Below are 22,962 nucleotides of genomic sequence, written 5' to 3' on the forward strand. Positions count from 1 at the left end.
CGCTTGGCGTGGATCTACCGTGGATTCGTCAGAAGCGGTAACCCACTTCCGCGCCGAAGATGCGCGGGCTGTCGACCGGGCCGTAGTAGTTTCCGTCGCGCCCGAAGGCCAGGTTGTCGAAGATCAGGCCATTGATGCGGCGCTTGTTGGTCAGGTTCTGCACGAACACCCGCGCGCTCCACGGCCCGGTCTCATAGCCCAGCTGCGCACCGAGCACGGCCACTGCGGGCTGGAACGCGCGGTTGCGTTCATCCAGTGCACTGGAGCCGGTGAACTGCGATTCCAGCCGTGCATGGATGCCTGAGTCGAACTGATAGCGCGCCGCCAGATAGCCAGTGTAATGAGGGGTCAGCTTGACCCGCTTGCCATCCAGGTTCTGGTCCACGCTGACCCACAGCTTGGTGTACTTCGCATCGACGTAGCCCACATTCGCCATCAGGGTGAAGCCCGGCAGCACTTCAAACACGCCCTCCAGCTCGGCACCGCGCGAACGGATCGAGGCATCCGAACCTACGTAGTCCGACGAGATCGGGCGGCCGTTGGCATCGGTGGCCACCTGGATCTCCTGCCATTTGTCCGAGGTGATGTGGAACAGCGCGCCGCCGATGTGGCCACGACCTCCGGCCAGGTTCATCTTGAAGCCCAGCTCATGGCTCCACATGCGCTCGGATTCGTAGCGCAGTACCTTGTCGTTGACCACATCGCTCTGCGCCGCGGCCAGATTGAAGCCACCCGGAATATAGCCCTTCGCCGATGCCGCATAGAACGACAGATCGTCGGTGGCGTCGTAGCGCAGCGACACCCGCGGCAACGTGGCCGAGAAGGTGTGCGCCAGTGCGGCATCGCGATACAGCACGCGGCCGCCGGCGCCCAGGTCCAGCGCACCGGCGCGCTGTTCGGTGGAACGCCGCGCCTGCTCATGGCGCAGGCCGGCGCTGGCGGTCAGCTTGGGCAGCCCCGGGAAGGTGTAGCTGGCGGTGGCGAAGACGCTGTAGTCCTCGCCCTTGGAGGTCTGCCGCGGTGCCAGGTTGTAGCTGTCCAGCCCATGCAGCGCCGGGCCGACGAAGGTGCCGAGGATCGAATCCTTGCTGTTGCGGTAGGTCGACACACCGGCCATCCAGGTCAGCGCCTGGTCGCTGGGCGAGCTGAAGCGCGCCTCGGCCGTCCATTCCTTCTTCCTGTCGTAGATGCGACCGGCCAATGCCGGGCTGTTGGTCATGTCGAAGTCGTAGCCGGCCGAGGTCACCTCCTCGTCCCGCCAGGAAGCGGCCACGTCCAGCGTGCCGGCCTGCAGCTGCCATTGCGCACTGAGGCCGCCCACCGTTTCGTCCTTTTCGGTGCGCTTGGGCGCATCGTTGATGTAGGTGAAGTCACCGGCACGGCGCCCGCCATTGAGCGAGGTGCCGTAGGTGCGGTTGTAGAGGCCGGTATCCAGCGGCAGGTATTCATACTCGAACATGCCCGGCGCGCGGGTGCGCAGGTGGTAGGCCAGCGCGTTCACCGAAACGTAGTCGCTCGGCCGCCAGCGCAGCTTGCCCTGCAGGTAGCCTTCGCCGACCTTGCCGCGTGCACCGGAAGGCGTGAGGTTCTTCAGGTATGCATCCTCGTCGGAGCCCGTGAACGCCACCGAGCCGGACAGGCTGTCCGTCTTGTTCAGCGGCCCTGCCAGGAAGCCGTCGAGAGAGGTGCCATTGCCGTTGCCGAACCAGGTGCTGCGCACATTGATCTCGCCCTCGCGTGCATCAGCCGGGCCGCGTGTGCGCACCAGTACCAGGCCGGATTCGCTGTTGGCGCCGTACAGCGTGCCCTGCGGGCCGCGCAGCACCTCCACCGACTTGACCTGGTTGAGCACGGCATTGCTCAGCTCGCGGAACGGAATGCCATCGATGTAGACCGAGGCACGATTGACCAGGAATGGATTGGACTCGATGCCGCGGATCGAGATGAACATGTTGCTGAGCTGCCCCATCGCATTGAACTTCACGTTGGGCGCGAGCTTGTCGAGGTCACGGAACTCGATGACGCCCGCTTCTTTCAGCGCCTGCCTGTCGAGCACCGTCACCGACAGATCGCTCTTCAGGTATGGGGTATCGCGCTTGGAACCGGTGACGCGGACACCGTCGAGCGTGGCCGGGTCGGCCTGCTGGGCAAGGGCGGGCAAGGCAGGAACGAGCAGGGATGCTGCGATGAGCGCGGCAGCAGGCGTGGACGACTTCAAAGCGGGAACCTCGACGGATGGAGTGGCGGACGCGCGGGCGGCGGCAGCGCGGGACAAGAGTGTTATCCTGTAACATTCGCGTCCTGCCGCCACTCCATTTCCGGCAGCGCCGCTCCATTCCCGGATCCGTGATGCCCGCCCTCGCCGACCAGCTGCTGCAGGAAACCCGGTCGCAGGCCCCTGCGGCCTACGCCAGCCACGATGGTGCGGTGGTGCTGCTGCGCCATCGCTTCGATGCCAGCGAAGGTGAGATGGGACATCCGCAGCAACTGCGCCTGGGCCTGGCCGTGGGCGGCGGCGGTCGGCTGCAGCAGCACACCCTCAGCGGTCTTCTGCAGGCGCCGTGGCGGCCCGGCCAGTTCAATCTGGTGCTGCCGGGAGACACCGGCACCTATGCCAGCCCCGCGGTCGATCTGCTCGGCATCGCCATCGATACCCACCTGCATCCGCAGGATCCGCAGCAGTTGCAACAGCTGCAGCCGCTGGCGGCGCGGCTGCACCACGACCCGGTGATTACTTCGGTGCTGCAGGCGCTGTGGTGCAGCGCGCAGGCTGATGTTTGCCTGCCCGGCCTCCTCGAGCATGGCGCGCAGGTGCTGCTGCACCGCCTGGGTCAGCTTGCCGGTCAGCCGCGCCAGGCGCGTGGCACGGTGTCCCCACTGTCGGCCCGACGGTTGCGACAACTGGAGGCCTACATCGACGCGCAACACGGCCAGGCGCTGACCGTTCCACAGCTGGCCGCTGCAGTGCAGATGGAGGCCGCGACGTTCGGCCGCGCGCTGCGTGCGGCCACTGGCCTGCCGCCCTATGCGTTCCTGACCGAGCACCGCATGCAGCGGGCGCGCGCCGAACTCGCGCAGGGCCGGCGTGTCACCGAGGTTGCGCTGGCCAGCGGATATGCCAATCCCAGCAAGTTCAGCGCGGCGTTCCGGCGTGTGGTCGGTTGTTCGCCGTCAGCATGGATCGCGCAGTCACGGGCCCGGTAGTGCCGGCCGCTGGCCGGCCGCCAACATTACAAACTGGTAATGTCCAGGTCAGGGCCTCGAAAGGCGGTGGACGTCACCCTGCAGGCCACTTCCTCATCGGTGATCCGCATATGACCCGCTCCCTGTTCCGCGTCGCCCCGCTCGCCCTGCTGCTGTCCGGCCTTTCGGCCGCGCCGCTGGCGCTGGCCCATCCCAGCCTGGTGCGTTCGACGCCAGCGGCCGATGCCACCGTGGCCCCGGCCAGCCAGATCGAGCTGCAGTTCAGTGAGAAGGTGATGCCGCGTGCCACCCGCATCGAACTGAGCATGGACCACGGCCGCATGAAGATGGCGATGCCAACCACGGCGCAGGAGATCTCCGAGGACGGCCACACCCTGCGCGCGCGCTTTGCCAAGCCGCTGCCCGCCGGCAGTTACGCACTGCAGTGGCGCGCGGTCGGCCAGGACAGCCATCCGATCACCGGCACCTACAGCTTCACCGTGAAGTAAGGCCATCGCTGTGGCCGAGCTTTCGCCATACGCGCTGCGGCTGGCGCTGTATCTGGCCCTGATGCTGCTGTTCGGGCGGATGCTGTTCGTCCGCCCCGGACTGCCGCGCAGCGTCTCGCTGGCCCTCGTTCTGGTGGCACTGGTGCTGGTCGGCATCGATGCGGTCACCCGATTGTCCGGCGTGCTTGGCATATCACCGGTCGACATCGATGGCGAGACAGCGCGCTGGTTTCTTACCGGTACGCCGGTGGGCGAGGCGGGACTGCTGCGCATCCTGGCCCTGCTGGCGATGCTGCCGCTGCTGGCAGTCAATCGCCCGGTGCAGGGCCTGCGCCGTCCTGCACTGCTGGCACTCTCGGCGGTGACCCTGGCCAGCCTCGCCTGGAACGGCCACGCCGCTGCTGGCGATGGGGTCGCTGGCCGGCTGCGTCTTGCTGCCGGCATCGTGCACCTGCTGGCGGCCGGTGCCTGGATCGGTGCGATCGCCGCCATCGTGCAGCTGGCACTGCGCCGCCAGGGCCTGCGCCTGCGCGAACGCACCCACGAGCTATGGCAGGCCGCGCACGGCTTCGCCCTGCCCGGCACGATCATCGTCGCCCTGCTGGCGATGACCGGCACCTATACCTATGTCGATCTCGGCGGTTCCATACAGACCCTGACCGGCGCCGCGCATGGACGCTGGCTGCTGCTCAAGCTGGCACTGGTGGGTGGCATGCTGGGCCTGGCCGCGCTGCATCGCTGGCGGCTGGTGCCGGCGCTGGCGGTCTCCATCCGGGGTGGCTGGCAGCCCAGGCCGCTGCGTTCACTGCGCCACAGCCTGGCCTGCGAATCGGTACTGGCGCTGCTGGTGCTGGCCTGTGTCGCGATTCTCGGCACGCTGGATCCGCTGGCATGAGACTGCGCAGCCAGCCCACGCCCAAGCTGCGATGATGGGCGCACCATGAAACTGCTGATCGTCGAAGACGAACCCAAGACCGGCAACTACCTGCGCCAGGGCCTGATCGAGGCCGGCTACGTGGTCGATCTCGCCTGCAACGGCGTCGACGGGCTGCACCTGGCCGGTAGCGGCGAGTACCAGCTGGTCATTCTCGATGTGATGCTGCCCGGTCTGGATGGCTGGAGTGTGCTGTCGCGGCTGCGCGAGGCCGGCTGGCAGGTGCCGGTACTGTTCCTGACCGCGCGCAGCAGCATCGCCGACCGCGTGCAGGGCCTGGAGCTTGGGGCCGATGATTACCTGGGCAAGCCGTTCGCCTTCGCCGAGCTGCTGGCACGCGTGCGCACGCTGCTGCGCCGTGGCCAGGCGCTGCCGCAGGCCGAACGCATCGTCATCGCCGACCTGGTGGTGGATACCCAGCGCCGCCGGGTGGAGCGTGGCGGCCAGCGCATCGCGCTCAGCCAGAAGGAGTACACCCTGCTGGAGCTGCTGGCACGCCGCCGTGGCGAAGTGCTGCCGCGCTCGCTGATCGCCTCGCAGGTGTGGGACATGAACTTCGACAGCGACACCAATGTCATTGATGTGGCGATCCGCCGCCTGCGCGCGAAGATCGACGATGATTTCGACGCCAAGCTGATCATTACCGTGCGCGGCATGGGCTACGTGCTCGAAGCACCAGACGACGGCGCTGTGAGCAACGGATGAGCCTGCGCCGTTCCATCGCGGTGCGGCTGACCCTGCTGTTCGCCATCGTGGCCACGCTGGTGCTGGCCGCATTGGGCGTGGCCATCTATGTCAGCGCCCGCCATGACCTTGTCGCCCAGGACTTCATCGAACTGGAGAACAAGGTTGCATTGATCCGCGATATTGCTGGCAATGGGCCCGCCGCCGCACGCGGCCCGCGGTTGGCAGAGGCGCTCAGCCATCATCCCGATATCGCCTTCCACATTGTCGATGGCCACGGAGCCGTGCTGTTCTCGACCGCACCTGCACTGCTGCGCGAGCACGCACGCAGCCAGCCCATCGACGCCGCGCCACGGCGGCACGACTGGATTCTCGACGATGGTCGCTGCATGCATGCCCTGCACCTGCGGCAGACCCTGGCCGACGGCAGCCAGCTGGTCACCCTGCTGGCCATCGATGACGACCGCCATGCCGATTTCCTGCAGCGCTTCCGCCATCTTCTGGCGATCGCCATCATCGGCGCCGCCGTGGCCAGCAGCCTGCTCGGCGGCTACGTAGTGCGACGCACGCTGCGACCGCTGCGCACGTTGGCCGATGAAGCCCGGCAGATCACCGCCGGTCGATTGCAGCGGCGTCTGAGCGCGCGCACGGCACCGGCCGAACTGGAACAGCTGGCACAGACACTCAACGGCATGCTGGCGCGCCTGCAGCAGGACTTCGCGCGCCTGACCGAGTTCTCTGGTGATCTGGCCCATGAGCTGCGCACGCCGATCACCAACATGCTGACCCAGGTACAGGTGGTGCTGGCCCACCCGCGCAGCAACGAGGCCTACCGCGAGACGCTGGCGTCGTGTGCCGAGGAGCTGCAGCAGCTGGCGCAGACCGTAGGCGACCTGCTGTACCTGGCGCAGGCCGAAGCGCCGGGCGCACTGCCCTCGCGTGAGCCGGTGGCGCTGGATGCGGTGGTGGATTCGCTGCTGGAGTTCTATGACCTGCTGGCCGAGGACCGGCAATTGACCCTGCGCCGCGACGGCGTGGCGAGCGTGGAAGGCAACCGTCTGATGCTGCACCGGGCGATCGCCAATCTGCTGTCGAATGCGTTGAAGCACGCAGCCGTGGGCAGCGAGGTGCGGGTGCAGCTGGTCGAGGGCGATGGCGTGTGCAGGGTCAGCGTGCACAATCTCGGCCCGCCGATTGCCGAAGCAGCACTGCCGCGCCTGTTCGATCGCTTCTATCGCGGCGAGCGTGGCCGCCACGAAGGTGCCGGACTGGGCCTGGCGATCACCCGTGCGATTGCACAGGCGCATGGCGGAACGGTAAGCGTGACCTCCGATGAAACCGGCACCGTGTTCGAGCTGGTGCTGCCAAGCGCATCAGCCCGGTAGTGCCGGCCGCTGGCCGGCAACCTTGGCACATCACGCGTGTTGCAGTTGCCGGCCAGCGGCCGGCACTACCTCATCTGGTCGAACACCCCGGCCACCCAGTCGATGAACACCCGCAGCCGCGGCGACGGTGTGCGGTTGCGGGGGTAGACCAGGCTCAGTGGACTCGGTGTCGGCGGCGCGTCCGGCAACAGCTCGACCAGCTGCCCGCTCGCGATGTAGGGGGCCATCCGGTAGCGCGGTGCCTGGATGATGCCGAGACCCGCCAAGGCGGCACCAAGGAATGCGTCCGCGCCGGAAACCCTCACCCGCGCGGGCAGCGGCACATAGCGCACCTGCCCACCCTGCTGGAACTCAAGCGGAATCAGCTGGCCGGTGGCGCTGGAGCGATAGCCGACCATCTGGTGGCCTTGCTCCAGTGATTCGATGGTCTCGGGCACACCGTGCGCCTGCACATAGCCCGGTGCGGCCACCGTAACTTCCCGCAACATCGTCAACCGGCGCGCCGCCAGATCGCTGTCGGCCAGGGTCCCCACCCGCAACGCCGCATCCACGCCTTCGCGCAGCAGGTCGACATAGCGGTCGCCTTCGCTGACCTCCAGTTCGATCTCGGGGTAATGCTGCAGGAAGTCCGGCAGATGCGGAAACAGCAGGTGCCGGCCCAGCGTGCCATGCACTTCAATCCGCAGCGGGCCGCGCGGCGGCACGTCACGGAACGCGGCTTCGGCGTCGTCCATGTCGGCGATCAGGCGCAGGCAACGGCCATAGAAGGCCTCGCCCTCCAGGGTGGGCACCACCAGCCGGGTGGTCCGGTGCAGCAGGCGCACGCCCAGCCGATTCTCCAGTGCCTTGATCGCATCGGTCACCGTGGCCCGCGGCAGGCCCAGGTCCTCGGAGGCCCGGGTGAAGCTGCGGCGCTCGACGATACGGACGAAGGCACGCATGGCCGTGAATCGGTCCATTGTTCGGCAATCCGGATGATGTTGGCGGATTATGCATGATTATCCGAACTGATGAGATGGCGAAGATGGCACTGCGCCAGTCCGGCGCGCCCTGCTGGAACCAACCATGCCCACCTCCTCCGCCCGCCGCGTCGCCCTGGTCACCGGCGGTTCCCGTGGCATCGGCGCGGCCATTTCGCGCCGCCTGGCCGCCGACGGCCATGCCGTGGCGATCAACTACGCCGGCCGCCGCGACGATGCCGAGGCACTGGCCGCCGAACTCACGGCCACTGGCGCGCAGGCCATCGCGCTGCAGGCCGATGTGGCGGACCCGCAGGCGGTGCGCCAGCTGTTCGACGCCATCGAGGCCCGCTTCGGCGGTATCGACGTGGTGGTGAACAGCGCCGGCGTGCTGCAGCTGGCGCCGCTGGCCGACAGCGATGACGCGTTGTTCGAGCGGGTGATCGGCATCAACCTCAAGGGCGCGTTCAACGTGCTGCGCGAAAGTGCACGACGGGTGCGCGACGGCGGCCGCCTGATCAGCCTGTCCACCAGCGTGGTCGGCATCAGGCTGGAGAACTACAGCGTGTACGCGGCCAGCAAGGCGGCGGTGGAAACGATGGCAGCGATCCTCAGCAAGGAGCTGCGTGGGCGCAACATCACGGTGAACACGGTGGCCCCCGGCCCGACCGCCACCGACCTGTTCCTGGAGGGCAAGTCACCGGAACTGATCGAGCGGTTGGCGAAGATGAATCCCCTGGAACGGTTGGGTACGCCGGAGGACATCGCCGGTGCGGTGGCCTTCCTGGCCGGTGCCGATGGCGGGTGGATCAACGGCCAGGTGCTGCGCGCCAATGGCGGGATGGTGTAGGTAGTCGCCCACCTTGGTGGGCGCGTCGCCGCGTGCCCACCAAGGTGGGCACCTACCGGGCCATGCCTGGCGGCCGGGTCGCAGCCGAGCATGGCTCGGCTCTACACGTCGTCATCCGGCGCGGGCCTCGCGGCGCCGGTGCACCCAGTAGTACAGCGTCGGCAGCACCAGCAGGGTCAGCAGCATCGCCGACAGCAGGCCACCGATCACCACCACCGCCAGCGGCTTCTGGGTCTCTGCACCGATCGCATGCGAGGTCGCCATCGGCAGCAGGCCGAACATCGCCAGCAATGCGGTCATCAGCACCGTGCGCAGGCGCTGCAGCGAGCCCTGCACCACCGACTGCAGCAGGTCCATGCCCTGCTCGCGCAGCTGGGCGAAGCGACTGAGCATCACCACCCCGTTCAGCACTGCCTGCCCGAACAATGCAATGAAGCCGATCGCCGCCGACACCGACAGTGGAATGCCGGTCAGCCACAGAGCCAGGATGCCGCCGATCATCGCCAGTGGCACGTTGGCCAGGATCAGTGCTGCGCTGCTGATGTCCTTGAAGGCGTCGAACAGCAGCACGAAGATGAGCAGCACCGACAGCGGAATCACCCAGCCCAGCCGCTTCATCGCACGCTGCTGGTTCTCGAACTCGCCGGACCATTCCAACCGGTAGCCTTCCGGCAGCTGCACACTGGCATCCACGCGCTTGCGCATGTCGGCCACCACGCTGCCCATGTCACGCCCGGCGATGAAGATGCTCACTGCCTTTACCCGCTGTGCGTTCTCGCGCGAGATGTTGATCGCGCCGCTGGCCATGCGGAAGTCGGCCACGTCGGACAATGTCACCGTGTGGCCATCGCCGATACCCACTGGCACCGTGCGCAGCCGTTGCAGGTCGCGGTCGGCATCGTCCAGGCGCAGCGAGATCGGGAACTTGCGATCGCCCTCCCATAGCTCGCCTACCTGGCGCCCGCCCAGCGCGGTCTCGATCACTTCGTCGATGTCGCGCACGTTCAGGCCATAGCGTGCTGCACGGTCGCGGTCGATCTCGATCTGCAGCTGCGGCAACGAGCCATCGCGGTCGATGAAGGCGCTCTCCACGCCCTCCACCCCGCGCACCTGGCCCAGGATGGCCTGGGCGTGCTGGTTGAGCACGTCCAGATCCGAACCGCTGACCTTGATCACCACCTGGCCCTTGATCTGCGAGATGCTTTCCAGGATGTTGTCGCGCACCGGCTGCGAGATCGAGAACTCCGGCCCCGGAATGCGCTGCTCCAGCGTGCGCTGCAGGTCACTGACCAGCTGCCGCTTGTCCACCCCCTTCGGCCATTCCTTCTCCGGCTTCAACGCCACCAGCGCCTCGATCTGGTTGGCGCCCTTGGCATCGGAGCCGTCTTCCGGCCGCCCCAGCTTGGCCACCACCGTCGATACCTGCGGGAAGGTTCCAACCAGCTCGCGGATGCGCCGCGACTGCTGCTGTGCTTCGGCCAGGCTGGTGCTGGGGTCAAGCGTGGCGGTCAGCCAGATCGAGCCCTCGTCCAGCTCGGGCAGGAACTCCGAGCCCAGGCGGGTACCCAGTGCCAACGTACCCACCAGCAATGCGACCGCGGTCAGCACCACCGCACGCGGTCTGGCCAACGCACGCTCCAGGATCGGCCGGTACCAGCCGGTCAGGCGGTCCATCAGCGGATTGCCATCTCGCATGCGGTCCCGTCGCAGCCACCAGTAGCAGAACAGCGGCACCACGGTCAGCGCCAGGATCAACGCACCGATCAGGGCCGAGGTCACCGAGTACGCCATCGGTGCGAACATGCGGCCTTCCTGCCGCTGCAGGGTGAAGATCGGAATGTGCGCGGCGATGATGATCAGCATCGAGAAGAATGTCGGCCGGCCCACTTCCGATGCGGCTGAAAGAATGGTCGAGAACCGCGTCTTCCGGTCGGCCGTAGGTGGCAGCTTCGACAATCGCGAGACGATGTGCTCGGTGACGATCACCGCGCCATCGATGATGATGCCGAAGTCCATCGCACCCAAGGACAGCAGGTTGGCCGGCACGCCCCACAGGTGCAGGCCAAGGAAGGTCGACAGCAGCGCCAGCGGCATCATCGCCGCCACGATCAGCGCGGCGCGGGCGTTGTACAGGAACAGCCACAGCACCAGGAACACCAGCACCGCACCTTCCAGCAGGTTGCGGAAGACCGTCTTCAGCGTGATCGTGACCAGCCACGAACGGTCGTAGAACGGCTCGATGCTGACCCCGGCCGGCAGCTGGTTCGCTTCGATCTCGGCGATGCGCGCATGCAGGGCGTCGAGCACGTCGGACGGATTCTCGCCCTTGCGCATGAGCACCATGCCGAACACCGCATCGTCATTGTCGTCCTGGCCGACCAGGCCCTGCCGTGGCAGGCCGGTATCGGCGATGCCGGCCAGGTCGCGCACCAGGATCGGCGTGCCACCGCGCTGCGCCACCACCGCGTTGCCGATGTCACCCGGCGAACGCATCAGGCCCACGCCGCGGATCAGGAACTGCTGCTGGCCACGCTCCACGTAGCCGCCGCCGGCATTGGAGCTGCCCTTCTCCAGCGCCTCGGCGAATTCACCGAGGCTGATGCCGCGATCACGCAGCTTGTCCAGGTCCGGTTTGACCTGGAAGGTGCGCGCGAACCCGCCGAAGCTGATCACATCGGCCACGCCCGGCACGGTGCGCAGGCTGCGCTCCATCGTCCACTCCTGCACGGTGCGCAGCTGGGTCGGTGTCATGTGCGGGCCCTTGAGCACGTAGCGGTAGATCTCGCCCACCGCAGAGCTCATCGCCTCCAGCTCCGGGGTCACCCCTTCTGGCAGCTCCACACCCTGCAAGCGCTCCAGCACCTGCTGGCGCGCGAAATAGTCGTCGGCCTTGTCGTCGAAGGTCAGGATGATCATCGACAGGCCGAACTGGGTATGCGAGAACACCCGCACCGAATGCGGGATGCCGGACAGCGCCACTTCCAGTGGCATCGTCACTTCGCGCTCCACCTCTTCGGCGGCGCGGCCCGGGTGCAGCGACACCACCGTTACCTGGGTGTCGGAGACGTCCGGGAACGCCTCCACCGGCAGCACGCGGAACGCGGCAATGCCGGCGCCGATGAACAACAGCAGTGCCAGCATCACCATCAGCGGCTGGCGCAGGCAATAGGCAATCAGGCGATCGATCATGGGGCGGCATGCCCCGCGCCGGTGCTGGCGGCCGCTGGCGCGCTGTCGACCAGCTGCTGCAGCAGCAGGCCGCCTTCGACCACCACCCTGCTGCCAGCCGCCAGACCGTCACGCACCCACAGTCGGCCGTCACCCAGCTCCTCGGCGTGCACGGCGTGGCGCAAGTAGCGGCCCTTGCCCTCTTCCACGAACACCACCTGCTTGCCGTCGATCAGCAGCACCGCCGCATCGGGCAACGAGACACCGCCCTCGGCCGGCAACGCCACCTGGGCACGCACGTACTGCCCGGCCTTGAAGCCGCGTGCGCGATTGTCCAGCTCGGCGCGCGCCTGCACCACGCGGCGTTCGCTGTCGACGAAGTCATCCACGTGCTGGAGGGTCGCCTGCAGTGGTTGCCCATCGGCGCCGGGCACGCTCACCTGCATGCCCGCCTTCAAGCGTCCGGCGAGGCTTTCGGGGATGTCCAGCAACAGCCACAGGCGGTCCGGATCGCCGATCACTGCCAACGGCTGTTCACTGTCCGGGCTGACCGACATGCCCGGGCTCATTCGCCGCTCCACCAGCACGCCATCGATGGGAGCGCGCAGCGGCAGGCGCTGGTCGACGCGCTGGCCGTTGCCATAGGCCTTGGCGAAGGCGGCCGCGCGTGCATGATCAGCCTGACTGCCAGCGAAGTTTGCCTCGGCCTCGTCCAGTTCACGACCCGACGCCACTCCCGCCGCATGCAGTTCGCGGGTACGGTCCAGTTCCTTGCGTGCCTGCTGCAGCTCGGCGCGACCACGGGCACCTTCAGCCTGAGCCTGGCCGAACTCGGGCGAGGTGATCCAGGCGATGACCTGGCCGGCTTTCACCTTCTGCCCCGGCTGTGCCTCGATGCGCGCTACCTGCCCCGACAGCGGCGTGTGAAGTGCGCTGGAGCGCGTCTCATCCCAGACCACCCGGCCCGGCAGCTGTAGGCTGGCGCTGGCGCCGGCACTCACTGTCTCGCTGCGCAGCACGTCCAGCTGGCGGCTGTCGGAAGGAAACTGAATCTGGCCGGCGCTGACCCGAGGTGCGTCCTCAAGATAGGAAGCTGGCTCTCGACCACAGCCGCCCAGCAGGATCAGCGCCAGCAAGACGGGCAGCACGGCGTATCGCGCCTGCGGGCGATAGGCGACGGTGGACTTCATCGGGATTCTCCTTCGGCAACGGATGTGGCGGCTTCCCAGCGCGCCAGTGCAATGGCATGGTCGGTGCGCGCCTCGATCAGTGCGGCCTCGAAGTCGCGCCAGCTGCGGCGCGCATCCAGCAGATCGGTCAGATTGGCGGCACCGCGCCGGTACGCCAGTTCGATGCCCTGCACCGCCTTGCGTGCGGCGTCGGACTGCAGTCCCTCATACTCGCTGCGGCGCTGTGCGGCGGACTGCGCGCTGGCCTGCAGCTGGTCCAGCTCGGCGCGTGCTTCGCGCTGCAGCACCTGCAGCTCCAGCGCGGCCCTGTCACGGTCGGCCTCGGCACGCTGGATCGCGCCGCGCGCGCGCGACGGCCCCCCCAGCGGAATGGTCAACGACACGCCCCAGGTAACACCGCTGATGTCGGTCGGCTCTCGTTCGGCCTCCACGCCCAGCTGGATATCGCGATGGCGCTCGCTGCGCGCCAGGGCCACGCCGGCATCGGCGGCTGCCAGGCGCGAGCGTGCAGCGCGCAGATCCGCGCGCTGCTGCGGATCGAACGCGCGCTCATCGGCCCTGGCTGCGGGGTCTGGCCACGGATCATCGGCGCTGAGGTCATGGCTGTCGTCACGTCCGAGCAGCATCCCCAGCACACTCCGCGCGTCACGCAGATCCAGTGCTGCCTCGCGCGCCGCATCCGCCACAGCCAGGTCGTCCACCGCCAGGCGCGCGCGATCCACCGGTGCCATCGCCCCTGTCGCAACCTGCTTATCCGCCGCCGCCATCTGCTCGGCCGAACTCTGCCGGTTGGCGTCGGCAATCTGGGCCCGCTCCTGCGCGCCCTTCAGGCCGAAATAGGCTTCATGCAGTGCCACCTGTTGTCGGCGACGGGTATCGAGCATCTCCAGCCCTGCGACTTCCAGCAGCGCGTCGGCCTGGCGGATGCGCAACGCACGCTTGCCACCACGTTCCCAGGTCCAGCCCAGGCCCACGGTGCTGTCCACGCGCTTGTCCTGCCAGCGCCCCGGGCCGATGCCATGCTTGGGGCTGATCTTGCTGGTACCGAGCGACAGCTCGGTGGCCGGGCGCAATGCCGCCGTCTGCGCATCGCCCTGCACACCGCGCAGCTCCAGTGCCGCCGCACGCAGGTCAGGGTTGTGTGCGTCCATTGCGCGCTGCGCGTCCTGCAGGGACAGCGCCGAAGCCACAGGCGCGCACAGAAGAGTGGCCAGCACGGCCGCAAGACGAGAGGAGAAATTCATGCACGTCACGGTAAGGTGACGGACTTGCGCCAAACTTGCCCCAACCTTGCACGAAGCTTGCAATGCGAATCCTGCTGATCGAAGACGATGCCGCCCTGGCCGATGGACTGATCCGCGCCCTGCAGGGTGCCGGCCATCTGTGCGACCACCTCTCGCGCGGACTGCACGCACCTGCGGCGCTGGCCAGTGCACCCTATGACGTGATGGTGCTGGACCTTTCCTTGCCGGACGTGGATGGCCTCGACCTGCTGTCGCGCCTGCGCAACGATGGCGCCACCCTGCCGGTGCTGATTCTCACTGCACGCGATGGCGTGGAGGATCGCATCCTTGGCCTCGACCGTGGCGGCGATGACTATCTGGCAAAACCATTCGCGCTGGGCGAGCTGGAAGCGCGCCTGCGTGCGTTGTCGCGCCGCCGCAGTGACGCACCGGCGCAGAAGCGATTGGGCCGGCTGTGCTTCGACAGCATCCGCAACGAAGTGCAGGTGGACGGCCAGCGTATCGAGCTGACCGCGCGCGAGCTGTCGCTGGTCGAAGCGTTGATGCAGCACCCTGGCCGCACCGTGACCAAGCAGCGGTTGTTCGATGCGTTGTACAGCTGGGACCACGAGGCCAACCTGTCGGTGATCGAGGTGCATGTCAGCCGCCTGCGCCGCAAGCTGGAACAGGCGCGTGCCGGCGTCGGCATCCGCATGCTGCGCGGCCTCGGCTACCGGCTGGAGGCCATGGGTGACTGAGCGCGTGCACAGCCTGCGTGGCCTGCTGCTGCGGCGCCTGTGGCTGCCGCTGCTGGTGCTGCTGCTGTGCAGTGCGGTGGGTTCATTCGCGTTGGCGCGCTTCTATGCCGGCCAGGTCTACGACCGCTGGCTGCTGGATTCGGCGATGTCGTTGTCCGAGCTGGTGACGGTGCAGGACGGCCGCGCATCCATCGAGATCACCCCGGCGGTATCACGCATGTTCACCTGGGACAACGCCGACGAAGTGCATGGCGAGGTGGTCGATGCGGATGGCGGGCGCCTGTATGGCGACCTGCCCGAGGCATTGCCACGTCCGGCGAGCGCCGCCGCGAATGACGATGCGGTCTACTACGATGCGCGCCTGCGTGGTCAACCGGTGCGCATGGTCGAAGTGGTGGTCAGCGCCGGGCCGGGCCATGACATCCGGCTGCGCGTGGCCGAGACACTGCGCAAGCGCCACCGGCTGGAACGCAAGCTGCTGCTGACCAGCGTTCCGTTCCAGGCCGCGATCCTGGCACTGGCGGCGTGGCTGGCATGGTCCGGTACCGGCGCCGCCGCAGGCCACGCCAACCTGGTCGCGCGGAAGCTGGCCAGCCCGCGGCCGGATCCATTGGCACCGCTGGATCCGGCGCAGGAGGCACCGCGCGAACTGTGGCCGGCGGTTGAGGCGTACAACGCCCTGCTGCAGCGCCTGGACGCGATGCAGGATGCGCAGCGGCGCTTCGTCAGCAACGCCGCACATCAACTGCGCACACCGTTGGCGGCCATGCAGGTGGAGCTGGAGAGCTCATTGCGGCAGCATGATCCGCAGGCCCAGCAGCTGGCGCTGTCCGGCACGCTGGCCGGGTTGGCCCGCTTGCAGCATCTGGTCAACCAACTGCTGATGTTGAGCCGCTCCGAAGATCCACATGGCAGCGCACTGCCGCTGCAGCCAGTGGACTTGGCCGCGTTGGCGCGTAGCGTGGTGGAGCGCTATGCGGACCGCGCATTGGCTGCAGGCGTGGACCTGGGTTATGACGGGCCCGACGACGGCGTGCAGGTACAGGGCGATCCGCAGCTGCTGCGCGAGGCGTTGGGCAACCTGCTGGACAACGCGCTGCGCTACGGTGCCGTGCCAGGCGTGATCACCCTGGGACTACAGCAGGGTGCCGAGAGCGTGCAGGTGTGGGTGGACGATGACGGCTCCGGCATTGCCGAAGCCGAGCGCACGCGCGTCACGGAACGCTTCTACCGGGCCAGCACAGAAGGCGACGGCTGCGGACTGGGATTGGCGATCGTGGCCGAGATCGCGCAGCGGCATGGCGCGATCCTGATGATTGATACCGCCCCGATCGGTGGCGCGCGGGTGGGGTTGCGGTTTCGTTCCCGCTGACGTGCCGCGTGCCAACCGAGGTTGGCACCTACCCGGTCACGCCATCCGGTAGACGCCCACCTTGGTGGGCGCTGTTGACGTCCCGCATGCCAACCAAGGTTGGCACCTGCCAAAAGCACCCCAGCCGGCGGATCCCGGTAGATGCCCACCTTGGTGGGCGCCGTTGACCTCCCGCATGCCAACCAAGGTTGGCACCTACCAAAGGCACCCCTCCGGCGGATCCCGGTAGATGCCAACCTTGGTTGGCGCTGTTGACGTCCCGTGTGCCAACCAAGGTTGGCACCTACCAAAAGCACCCAGCCGGCGGATTCCGGTAGACGCCAACCTTGGTTGGCGCCGTTGATGTTCTGCATGCCAACCAAGGTTGGCACCTACCAAAAGCACCCCAGCCGGCGGATTCCGGTAGATGCCAACCTTGGTTGGCGCCTACCCATCATCATCGGCTCATCGAATACGGCGCCTGCGCGCCCTGCCCCGGCCAGTCCCTGTTCGGCTCGGCCTGCATGCTGAAGCGTAGTTCGCCACCTGCCAGGATCTCGTCGTGGCGCAGGAAGGTGCGCTGCAATGGCTTGCCGTTGAGGCTCACATTGCCCACATAGGTGTGCCTGTCATCCAGCCCATCGGCCACGATGGTGAACGTCTTGCCGTTCGGCAGGCGCATTGCGGTCTTCGGCAGGAACGGGCGACCCAGGATGTACTCGCCCGAGCCCGGGGCCACCGGGTAGAAGCCCAAGGCGGTGAACAAGTACCACGCCGACATCTGGCCGACGTCATCATTGCCGGCCAGGCCATCGGGGCGGTCGGCGTACTGGGTGTCCATTATCTGCTTCAGGCGCGCCTGCGTGCGCCACGGCTGACCGGCATACGCATACAGATAGGCGACGTGGTGGCTGGGCTCGTTGCCGTGCGCATACCAGCCGATCAGCCCGGTGATGTCTTCCATGTGCTCGAAGATGGACGGGTCGACCTTGGCGTTGAACACCTCGTCCAGGCGCGCGAGCAGTTTGTCACTGCCACCGTGCGCTGCCGCCAGACCGGCCACATCCTGCGGCACGTACCAGGAGTACTGCCAGGCATTGCCCTCGGTGTAGTCGGTGCCGTATCCACTGGCGCTGGGGTCGAATGGCGTGCGGAAGCTGCCATCGCGCTTGCGTGCGCGCATGAAGCCGGTGTCTTTGTCGAAGGCGTTGCGCCAGTTGCCGGCGCGCTTGTCGAAGGTGGCCGCAACATCGGTCTTGCCCATCGCCTGTGCCATGCGCGCGATGGTCCAGTCGTCGAAGGCGTACTCCAGTGTCTTGCTGGCCGCTTCGCCTTCCTCGTCGATCGGCACATAGCCCAGCTCGCGATACTGCGAGATGCCATCGTACGGGCCGTAGTTGGCGGTCTCGACCATCGCCTTCAGCGCCTTGTCGGCGTCGAAGCCGCGGATGCCCTTCACGTAGGCGTCGGCGATCACCGGCACCGCGTGATAGCCGATCATGCACCAGTCTTCCAGGCCGTGGAACGACCACACCGGCAGCATGCCGTACGGGCTGTGCTCATGGTGGGCCAGCATCGAATTGACGAAATCGCTGTTGCGCTTCTCCGGCTGCACCAGCGTCAGCAGCGGATGCAGCGCGCGGTAGGTATCCCACAGCGAGAACGTGGAGTAGTTGGTGTAGCCCTTGGCCTGGTGCACGGCATTGTCCGAGCCGCGGTACTGGCCATCGGCATCCATGAACAGCGTTGGCCCCAGCATCGTATGGTACAGCGCGGTGTAGGCGCTGCGCCGGGCATGTTCGGGGGCGTCGATATCGAGCACCGACAGCGCCTGCGTCCATTCCTGCTTTGCCTGCGCGCGAACGCGGTCGAAATCGAAGCCGGCCACTTCCGCGTCGAGGTTTGCGATGGCACCGGCTTCACTGACCGGCGAGATCGCCACCTTGACCACCAGCGGTGCATCCAGTTTGCCGAAGGCGAAGGTGCCGACCAGCTGGCGCCCCTCGATCTGTGCGCGCTGCGCCGGATCCTTCTCGCCCGGCGGCGGGAAGCCCTTGTAGACAATGTCCTGCTCGGTGTTGTGCAGCTCATGCCCGGAAAGCGGCCGCGAGAAGCGCATCGCGAAATACAGCTGGCGGCCTGGCGCCCAGCCACGGGTTTCGCGGAATCCGGTCACCGTGCCATCGGCGCGCACCCGCACCCGCGACCACAGCACCTTGCCCGGGTAGTCGTACATGCTGGTGCGCATGTCCAGCAGCACCTTGGCATCGGTGCCCTTGGGGAAGGCATAGCGGTGCACGCCCACGCGCGCACTGGTGGTCAGCTCCGCGCGCACCTTGTAGTCATCCAGGGTGACTGCGTAGTAGCCCGGCTCGGCCTTCTCGTCGTCGTGGCGGAAACGCGAGGCGTAGCCGCTGCGTGGCTTTTCCGGATCACCGCGCTCCAGGCCGGGATTGCCGGTGAACGGCATCAGCAGGATGTCGCCGAGGTCCGAATGACCGGTGCCGGAAAAATGCGTGTGCGAGAAGCCGACGATGCTGCTGTCGTCGTAGCGATAGCCGGCTGCCCAGCCATAGGCCTTTTCGCGTGGTTGGATGCGTGTGTCCGGGCTGAGCTGGACCATGCCGAACGGCACTGTGGCACCCGGGTAGGTGTGGCCTTCACCTCCAGTACCAATGAACGGGTCGACCGAGGCGTAGGCCTTGTCGGCGGCGGTTTTGGCGGGAGCGGCCGACGCCAGGCCGGAAGCGAGCATTGCCGTGGCGGCGACAGCGATCAGGAGACGACGGTCCAGCGTGGGCATCGGCGTTTGGATCGATTCAGGTGGTAGCCGGATGCTAGCACCGGGCCTGTCACGCCGCATGCTGCAGTGCGACTGCCCGGTGTCCCGCGCCGGGTTCAATCATCAACCGGGAAGCGCGCTCTGCAACGACATGAGGTCCGCACTGTCCAGCGGCCTCACCACCCGCGCGACCTCTTCTCCATCGCGCAGCAGCACCACTGTCGGCCACAGCTTCACCTTGAACGCTCGCCCCAATGGCCTTCCCTTGCCATCCTCGATCTTCCAATGCGGCAGATCGTTCGCTTCGACGAAGGCCTGCAACGCGGGCTGCGCGGCCTGGCAATGACCGCACCAGGGCGCACCGAACTCCAGCACCTGCCACCCAGCCTGCGCCGCCACCCCCGCAAAGGTGGGCTCGTTCGGAAGGTGATCACGCATGAACGGCATGAGCGCTACGCCGCCAGTGCCTTCTGGATGTCTTCCAGCGGCGCGTTGGTCAGGTCCTTGGCAATATCCCCGAGCAATCGCGCCTGGACCTCTTTATGCAGCAGCGGACGGATGCGACCCAGCGTGGCCGGGTCGGCGATCAACACCAGGTGCGCATAGCGGTTCTTCAAGGCATCCTCATTGAGCTGTTCGGCCACCTGCTTGGCGAACGTCGCCTCGTTGAGCTGCGAGACCGACATGTCCTTCGGCACGGCACCCGCAGGCCCCTGCCCGGACACGCCCTGCTCACTGATGTCCTGCAGGCGCAGCTCGCCCTCCTGTTTCAGGGTCAACTGATGGTTGCTGCCCACGTTGGTAAACACCCGTGCCGAACCACCGTCGGCTACCACGATCAGCGTTCCTTCGGGAATCGTCCGCGCCATTGCATCCTCCATCAATTTGAAAAATGGGTGTGTGCTCCACCTTATGCACGCCGATGTCACCAGAGCGCGTACAGGATGTGATTCCGTCATCGCAATCTGAAATCGGCCCTAAATTTACCGGGAGGCCTGCCGCTATGGCCTCCATCATCGCGAGGAACCGCTGTGCACGCTGGCTCACTGTTCCACGTCTGCTTCGCCACCAGCCTGGCCATTGCCGGCTGTGCCGGCTGCATCCACCAGTTCCTGCAGGGCCAACCGTTCTTCGCCCTGGCCATCATGCTCTCGGTGCTCACGATGATCGGCGCCGCACTGGTCACGCGGAAACTGGCACTGCCGGGCGCCTTGGCGATGGCCTGCACGGTGTTCGGTTTGCTGGCGAAGTCAGCCTGAGCCTTCTGAACAGGCGACGTGGAACACAGCGTGCAGATCAGCCCGCTTCGCTGCACGCTCACGCCGGTGCCGTTATGATGAACGGATGATCGACACGACCCACTACGTGACGGGCGCACCTGTTACGTGGGAAGCACTGCCGACCGGCGCTTCGCTTGCCACGATTGCTCCCGCCCTGCATTTCCATCGCCTCGCGCTGGATCCCGGCGGATGACGCCCGCAGGCCCACGGCCTGCCATCCCCACACGCTGATGTGACACGCGGCTGCCAACTGCGCGGCCGTTGTGATCCCGTTGCCGCGTTTCCGCCCTTGCGGCGGTGCTTTGCCGTTCGCGTGGCGTTGCGCCTGCACACATTCCCCGGCCCCCACGCCGCCTTCCGATGCCCCTGCGCCACTTGCGCCTGCATCGCCGTTTCCGATTTCCGGGACACACCACAGCACCCATTCCCCTATTTCATACCTACAAGGGAGCCCCTATGCAGGACACGCCCGATTCCCATGCCCACTTCGGCTGGTTCAAACGCCGCCGCCACCTGAAGGTCGATGAGATCACCGTCGTCGACAAGCCCATGCTCAAGCGCGCCGTCGGTGCCGCTGCACTCGGCAATGCCATGGAGTGGTTCGACTTCGGTGTCTACGGCTATCTGGCCGTCACCATCGGCCAGGTGTTCTTCCCGTCGAGCCATCCCACCGCACAGGTGATCGCGGCCTTCGCCACCTTCACCGTGGCATTCCTGGTGCGTCCACTCGGCGGCCTGGTGTTCGGCCCGCTCGGCGACCGCTATGGGCGCCAGAAGGTGCTGGCGTTCACCATGATCCTGATGGCGCTGGGTACCTTTGCGATCGGCCTGATTCCTTCCTACGAGCGGATCGGCATCTGGGCACCGGTGCTGTTGCTGCTGGCGCGTGTGGTGCAGGGCTTTTCCACCGGCGGCGAGTACGGCGGTGCGGCCACCTTCATCGCCGAGTATTCCACCGACCGCAACCGCGGCCTGATGGGCAGCTGGCTGGAGTTCGGTACGCTGGGCGGATACATCGCCGGCGCCGGTACCGTGACCGCGCTGCACATGCTGTTGAGCAGCGAACAGATGCTGGACTGGGGCTGGCGCATTCCATTCCTGGTGGCCGGCCCGCTGGGCCTTCTCGGCCTGTACATGCGCATGAAGCTGGAAGAGACCCCGGCATTCCGCGCCTTCGCCGAGGAAGCCGAGAAGCGCGAACATGATCGGCCCGGGCTTGGCGCGCTGTTCCAGGTGCACGGCCGCCAGCTGCTGGTGTGCATGGGCCTGGTGCTGGTGTTCAACGTGACCGACTACATGCTGTTGACCTAAATGCCCAGCTACCTCAGCGTCACCATGGGCTACGCCGAGAGCAAGGGCCTGCTGCTGATCATCATCGTGATGCTGGTGATGATGCCGCTGAACATCGTCGGCGGATTGTTCAGTGACAAGCTGGGCCGCCGGCCGATGATCATCGGCGCCTGCATTGCGCTGCTGGTGCTGGCCATTCCGTGCCTGCTGCTGGTCGGCAGCGGCAACGACTGGATGATCTTCCTCGGCCTGATGCTGCTGGGCCTGGCGCTGGTGTGCTTCACCAGCTCGATGCCATCCACGCTGCCGGCGCTGTTCTATACCCCGGTGCGCTACAGCGCGCTGTCGATCGCCTTCAACGTCTCGGTGTCGCTGTTCGGTGGCACCACGCCGCTGGTCACCGCATGGCTGGTGGAACGTACCGGCGACCCGCTGGTGCCGGCCTACTACCTGATGGGCGCGGCGGTGGTCGGCCTGATCACGATGCTGTTCGTGAAGGAAACCGCCGGCCTGCCATTGCGTGGTTCACCGCCGGCCGTCGGCAGCGACAGGGAAGCTGCGGCGCTGTTGAAGAGCGATGTGCCGGTCACGGTGGACCCGAGCCTGCCGCCGCTGCCGGACGTTGCTGAGCCCGAGCAGGTGAAGCCGGCCTGAGGCTCGCCGCGAAATGCCACACGCATGGCCTGGATCTACATGGGGCCTGTGGCGCCGGGCGGATACGCCCGGCGCTACCTGGCGCTATTTCTTGATGCGGGTCAGCTTCCCCGGCGTCCAACGCAGCGTCCATGTGTAGTTTCCGTCCGGCGGACAGACGTGGCGGTTCGGGCTCTTCCATTCGCAGACCGTCGCCCCGGCACTGACGGTGAAATCGACAATGATGCGATCACCCTGGATGCGGATCGCGCGGATGGCGCCTGGAATCTGTTCAGCCGCATCGTCAGCATAGCCATACCTGCGGATGGCGGCATAGTCCTCTGCTTCCACCGGCGACAGGCTGTTCGGGTTCTCCTGGCCGCGCGGATCGTTTGCCGTCAGCGCCGTCATCACCGCAACAACGTTGCTTTGGGCGAAGCTGCCGCCGGAATAGTCGGACGTGTAGAAATACACGACCTCGGCACGGCCATCGCCATCGAGATCGGCAACAGCGGTCCAAACCGGGCGGAAGCCGGATTCAATGTCGCCGCCGGGAATCAGCCGCAGGTTGGCTTCGGCGGCGTGGAAGGCCTGCACCAGGCTGGGCGGCGATGGTCGCTTGGCGGCAGGCGACGCTGCCATCGTCGGCATGCAGGACAGCGCCAGCGCCAGCGCGGCAAGCACCAGGCAGATGGAACTGGAGCGGAACGTCGCAGGTCCGTGCATGTCGTCCTCCATGAGTGTGCGGTCAGTCTAACCGCAGCTCCGGTGGCGCCCAGTCGT

At 66.8% G+C, this 22,962-nt stretch carries 19 protein-coding genes and 1 pseudogene; 11 read left to right on the top strand and 9 right to left on the bottom strand.

All coding sequences use genetic code 11. The annotated features are described in order from the left end of the window. Positions 1–28: 28 nt before the first annotated feature. Positions 29–2,161: a TonB-dependent receptor gene (locus ACSYAO_RS11415; protein WP_197655831.1), complete on the bottom strand. Its 2,133-nt coding sequence runs from the start codon at positions 2,159–2,161 to the stop codon at positions 29–31. A gap of 188 nt (positions 2,162–2,349) precedes the next feature. On the opposite strand from ACSYAO_RS11415, the gene ACSYAO_RS11420 reads away from it, so the two are divergent. From ACSYAO_RS11420 to ACSYAO_RS11440, 5 genes are all read left to right on the top strand, one after another. Beyond that, positions 2,350–3,204 carry a helix-turn-helix transcriptional regulator gene (locus ACSYAO_RS11420; RefSeq protein ID WP_049462655.1) on the top strand — a complete coding sequence of 285 codons (855 nt, stop codon included), beginning with the start codon at positions 2,350–2,352 and terminating at the stop codon, positions 3,202–3,204. Between the two features lie 110 nt (positions 3,205–3,314). After that, on the top strand, positions 3,315–3,692 hold the full coding sequence (copC, locus tag ACSYAO_RS11425; RefSeq protein ID WP_049462656.1) for a copper homeostasis periplasmic binding protein CopC: 378 nt from the start codon (positions 3,315–3,317) through the stop codon (positions 3,690–3,692). A 10-nt stretch (positions 3,693–3,702) separates the two neighbouring features. Next, positions 3,703–4,587, top strand: coding sequence for a copper homeostasis membrane protein CopD (gene copD / locus ACSYAO_RS11430; protein WP_049462657.1), 885 nt, complete (start codon positions 3,703–3,705; stop codon positions 4,585–4,587). 45 nt (positions 4,588–4,632) lie between these two features. Continuing rightward, entirely contained in the window at positions 4,633–5,331 is a 699-nt protein-coding gene (locus tag ACSYAO_RS11435) for a heavy metal response regulator transcription factor (RefSeq protein WP_049462658.1), read from the top strand. Next, entirely contained in the window at positions 5,328–6,695 is a 1,368-nt protein-coding gene (locus ACSYAO_RS11440; RefSeq protein WP_049462659.1) for a heavy metal sensor histidine kinase, read from the top strand. The genes ACSYAO_RS11435 and ACSYAO_RS11440 overlap by 4 nt, the downstream gene beginning before the upstream one ends. A gap of 65 nt (positions 6,696–6,760) precedes the next feature. Here the strand turns inward: ACSYAO_RS11440 and ACSYAO_RS11445 are convergent, their stop codons facing one another. Next, positions 6,761–7,654: a LysR family transcriptional regulator gene (locus ACSYAO_RS11445; protein ID WP_049462660.1), complete on the bottom strand. Its 894-nt coding sequence runs from the start codon at positions 7,652–7,654 to the stop codon at positions 6,761–6,763. Between the two features lie 106 nt (positions 7,655–7,760). Here ACSYAO_RS11445 and ACSYAO_RS11450 point away from each other — a divergent pair, with 106 nt between their 5' ends. Further along, positions 7,761–8,504 carry an SDR family oxidoreductase gene (locus ACSYAO_RS11450; protein ID WP_049462661.1) on the top strand — a complete coding sequence of 248 codons (744 nt, stop codon included), beginning with the start codon at positions 7,761–7,763 and terminating at the stop codon, positions 8,502–8,504. Positions 8,505–8,615: 111 nt separating this feature from the next. Here the strand turns inward: ACSYAO_RS11450 and ACSYAO_RS11455 are convergent, their stop codons facing one another. The 3 genes from ACSYAO_RS11455 to ACSYAO_RS11465 are packed head-to-tail and all read right to left on the bottom strand — an operon-like array spanning position 8,616 to position 14,106. Beyond that, entirely contained in the window at positions 8,616–11,693 is a 3,078-nt protein-coding gene (locus tag ACSYAO_RS11455) for an efflux RND transporter permease subunit (protein WP_049462662.1), read from the bottom strand. Next, positions 11,690–12,862 (bottom strand): efflux RND transporter periplasmic adaptor subunit, encoded by a 1,173-nt coding sequence (locus ACSYAO_RS11460; protein WP_049462663.1) that lies wholly within the window; start codon positions 12,860–12,862, stop codon positions 11,690–11,692. Before ACSYAO_RS11460 ends, ACSYAO_RS11455 begins: the two co-directional genes overlap by 4 nt. Beyond that, a complete protein-coding gene (locus tag ACSYAO_RS11465) occupies positions 12,859–14,106 on the bottom strand; it encodes a TolC family protein (protein WP_049462664.1) in 1,248 nt (415 codons plus the stop codon). Before ACSYAO_RS11465 ends, ACSYAO_RS11460 begins: the two co-directional genes overlap by 4 nt. Before the next feature lie 62 nt (positions 14,107–14,168). Here ACSYAO_RS11465 and ACSYAO_RS11470 point away from each other — a divergent pair, with 62 nt between their 5' ends. Next, complete coding sequence (locus tag ACSYAO_RS11470; protein WP_049462665.1) at positions 14,169–14,843, top strand: response regulator; 675 nt, start codon at positions 14,169–14,171, stop codon at positions 14,841–14,843. Beyond that, the gene (locus ACSYAO_RS11475; RefSeq protein WP_049462666.1) at positions 14,836–16,215 is read left to right on the top strand and encodes a sensor histidine kinase; all 1,380 of its coding nucleotides are present in this window, start codon (positions 14,836–14,838) and stop codon (positions 16,213–16,215) included. The genes ACSYAO_RS11470 and ACSYAO_RS11475 overlap by 8 nt, the downstream gene beginning before the upstream one ends. Positions 16,216–16,651: 436 nt before the next feature. Here ACSYAO_RS11475 and ACSYAO_RS11480 read toward each other — a convergent pair whose 3' ends face one another. The 3 genes from ACSYAO_RS11480 to ACSYAO_RS11490 all read right to left on the bottom strand — a co-directional run bounded on the left by ACSYAO_RS11480 (position 16,652) and on the right by ACSYAO_RS11490 (position 19,845). Next, positions 16,652–18,997 carry a GH92 family glycosyl hydrolase gene (locus ACSYAO_RS11480; protein WP_049462510.1) on the bottom strand — a complete coding sequence of 782 codons (2,346 nt, stop codon included), beginning with the start codon at positions 18,995–18,997 and terminating at the stop codon, positions 16,652–16,654. 102 nt (positions 18,998–19,099) lie between these two features. Continuing rightward, the gene (locus ACSYAO_RS11485) at positions 19,100–19,423 is read right to left on the bottom strand and encodes a thioredoxin family protein (protein WP_049462508.1); all 324 of its coding nucleotides are present in this window, start codon (positions 19,421–19,423) and stop codon (positions 19,100–19,102) included. Between the two features lie 5 nt (positions 19,424–19,428). Next, positions 19,429–19,845, bottom strand: a complete 417-nt coding sequence (locus tag ACSYAO_RS11490; RefSeq protein ID WP_149908535.1) for a baeRF12 domain-containing protein — start codon at positions 19,843–19,845, stop codon at positions 19,429–19,431. Between the two features lie 162 nt (positions 19,846–20,007). Between ACSYAO_RS11490 and ACSYAO_RS11495 the strand changes: the two genes are divergently transcribed. From ACSYAO_RS11495 to proP, 3 genes and pseudogenes are all read left to right on the top strand, one after another. Further along, positions 20,008–20,235 carry a hypothetical protein gene (locus ACSYAO_RS11495; protein ID WP_049462507.1) on the top strand — a complete coding sequence of 76 codons (228 nt, stop codon included), beginning with the start codon at positions 20,008–20,010 and terminating at the stop codon, positions 20,233–20,235. An 85-nt stretch (positions 20,236–20,320) separates the two neighbouring features. Then, on the top strand, positions 20,321–20,449 hold the full coding sequence (locus tag ACSYAO_RS11500; protein WP_256200907.1) for a hypothetical protein: 129 nt from the start codon (positions 20,321–20,323) through the stop codon (positions 20,447–20,449). 263 nt (positions 20,450–20,712) lie between these two features. Next, positions 20,713–22,200 (top strand): annotated as a pseudogene (gene proP / locus ACSYAO_RS11505) (glycine betaine/L-proline transporter ProP). Between the two features lie 84 nt (positions 22,201–22,284). Here proP and ACSYAO_RS11510 read toward each other — a convergent pair. Then, the gene (locus ACSYAO_RS11510; RefSeq protein WP_149908597.1) at positions 22,285–22,905 is read right to left on the bottom strand and encodes a hypothetical protein; all 621 of its coding nucleotides are present in this window, start codon (positions 22,903–22,905) and stop codon (positions 22,285–22,287) included. Positions 22,906–22,962: the final 57 nt, after the last annotated feature.

Source organism: Stenotrophomonas sp. STK16_22, assembly GCF_051984505.1.
Taxonomy (GTDB): domain Bacteria; phylum Pseudomonadota; class Gammaproteobacteria; order Xanthomonadales; family Xanthomonadaceae; genus Stenotrophomonas; species Stenotrophomonas maltophilia_A.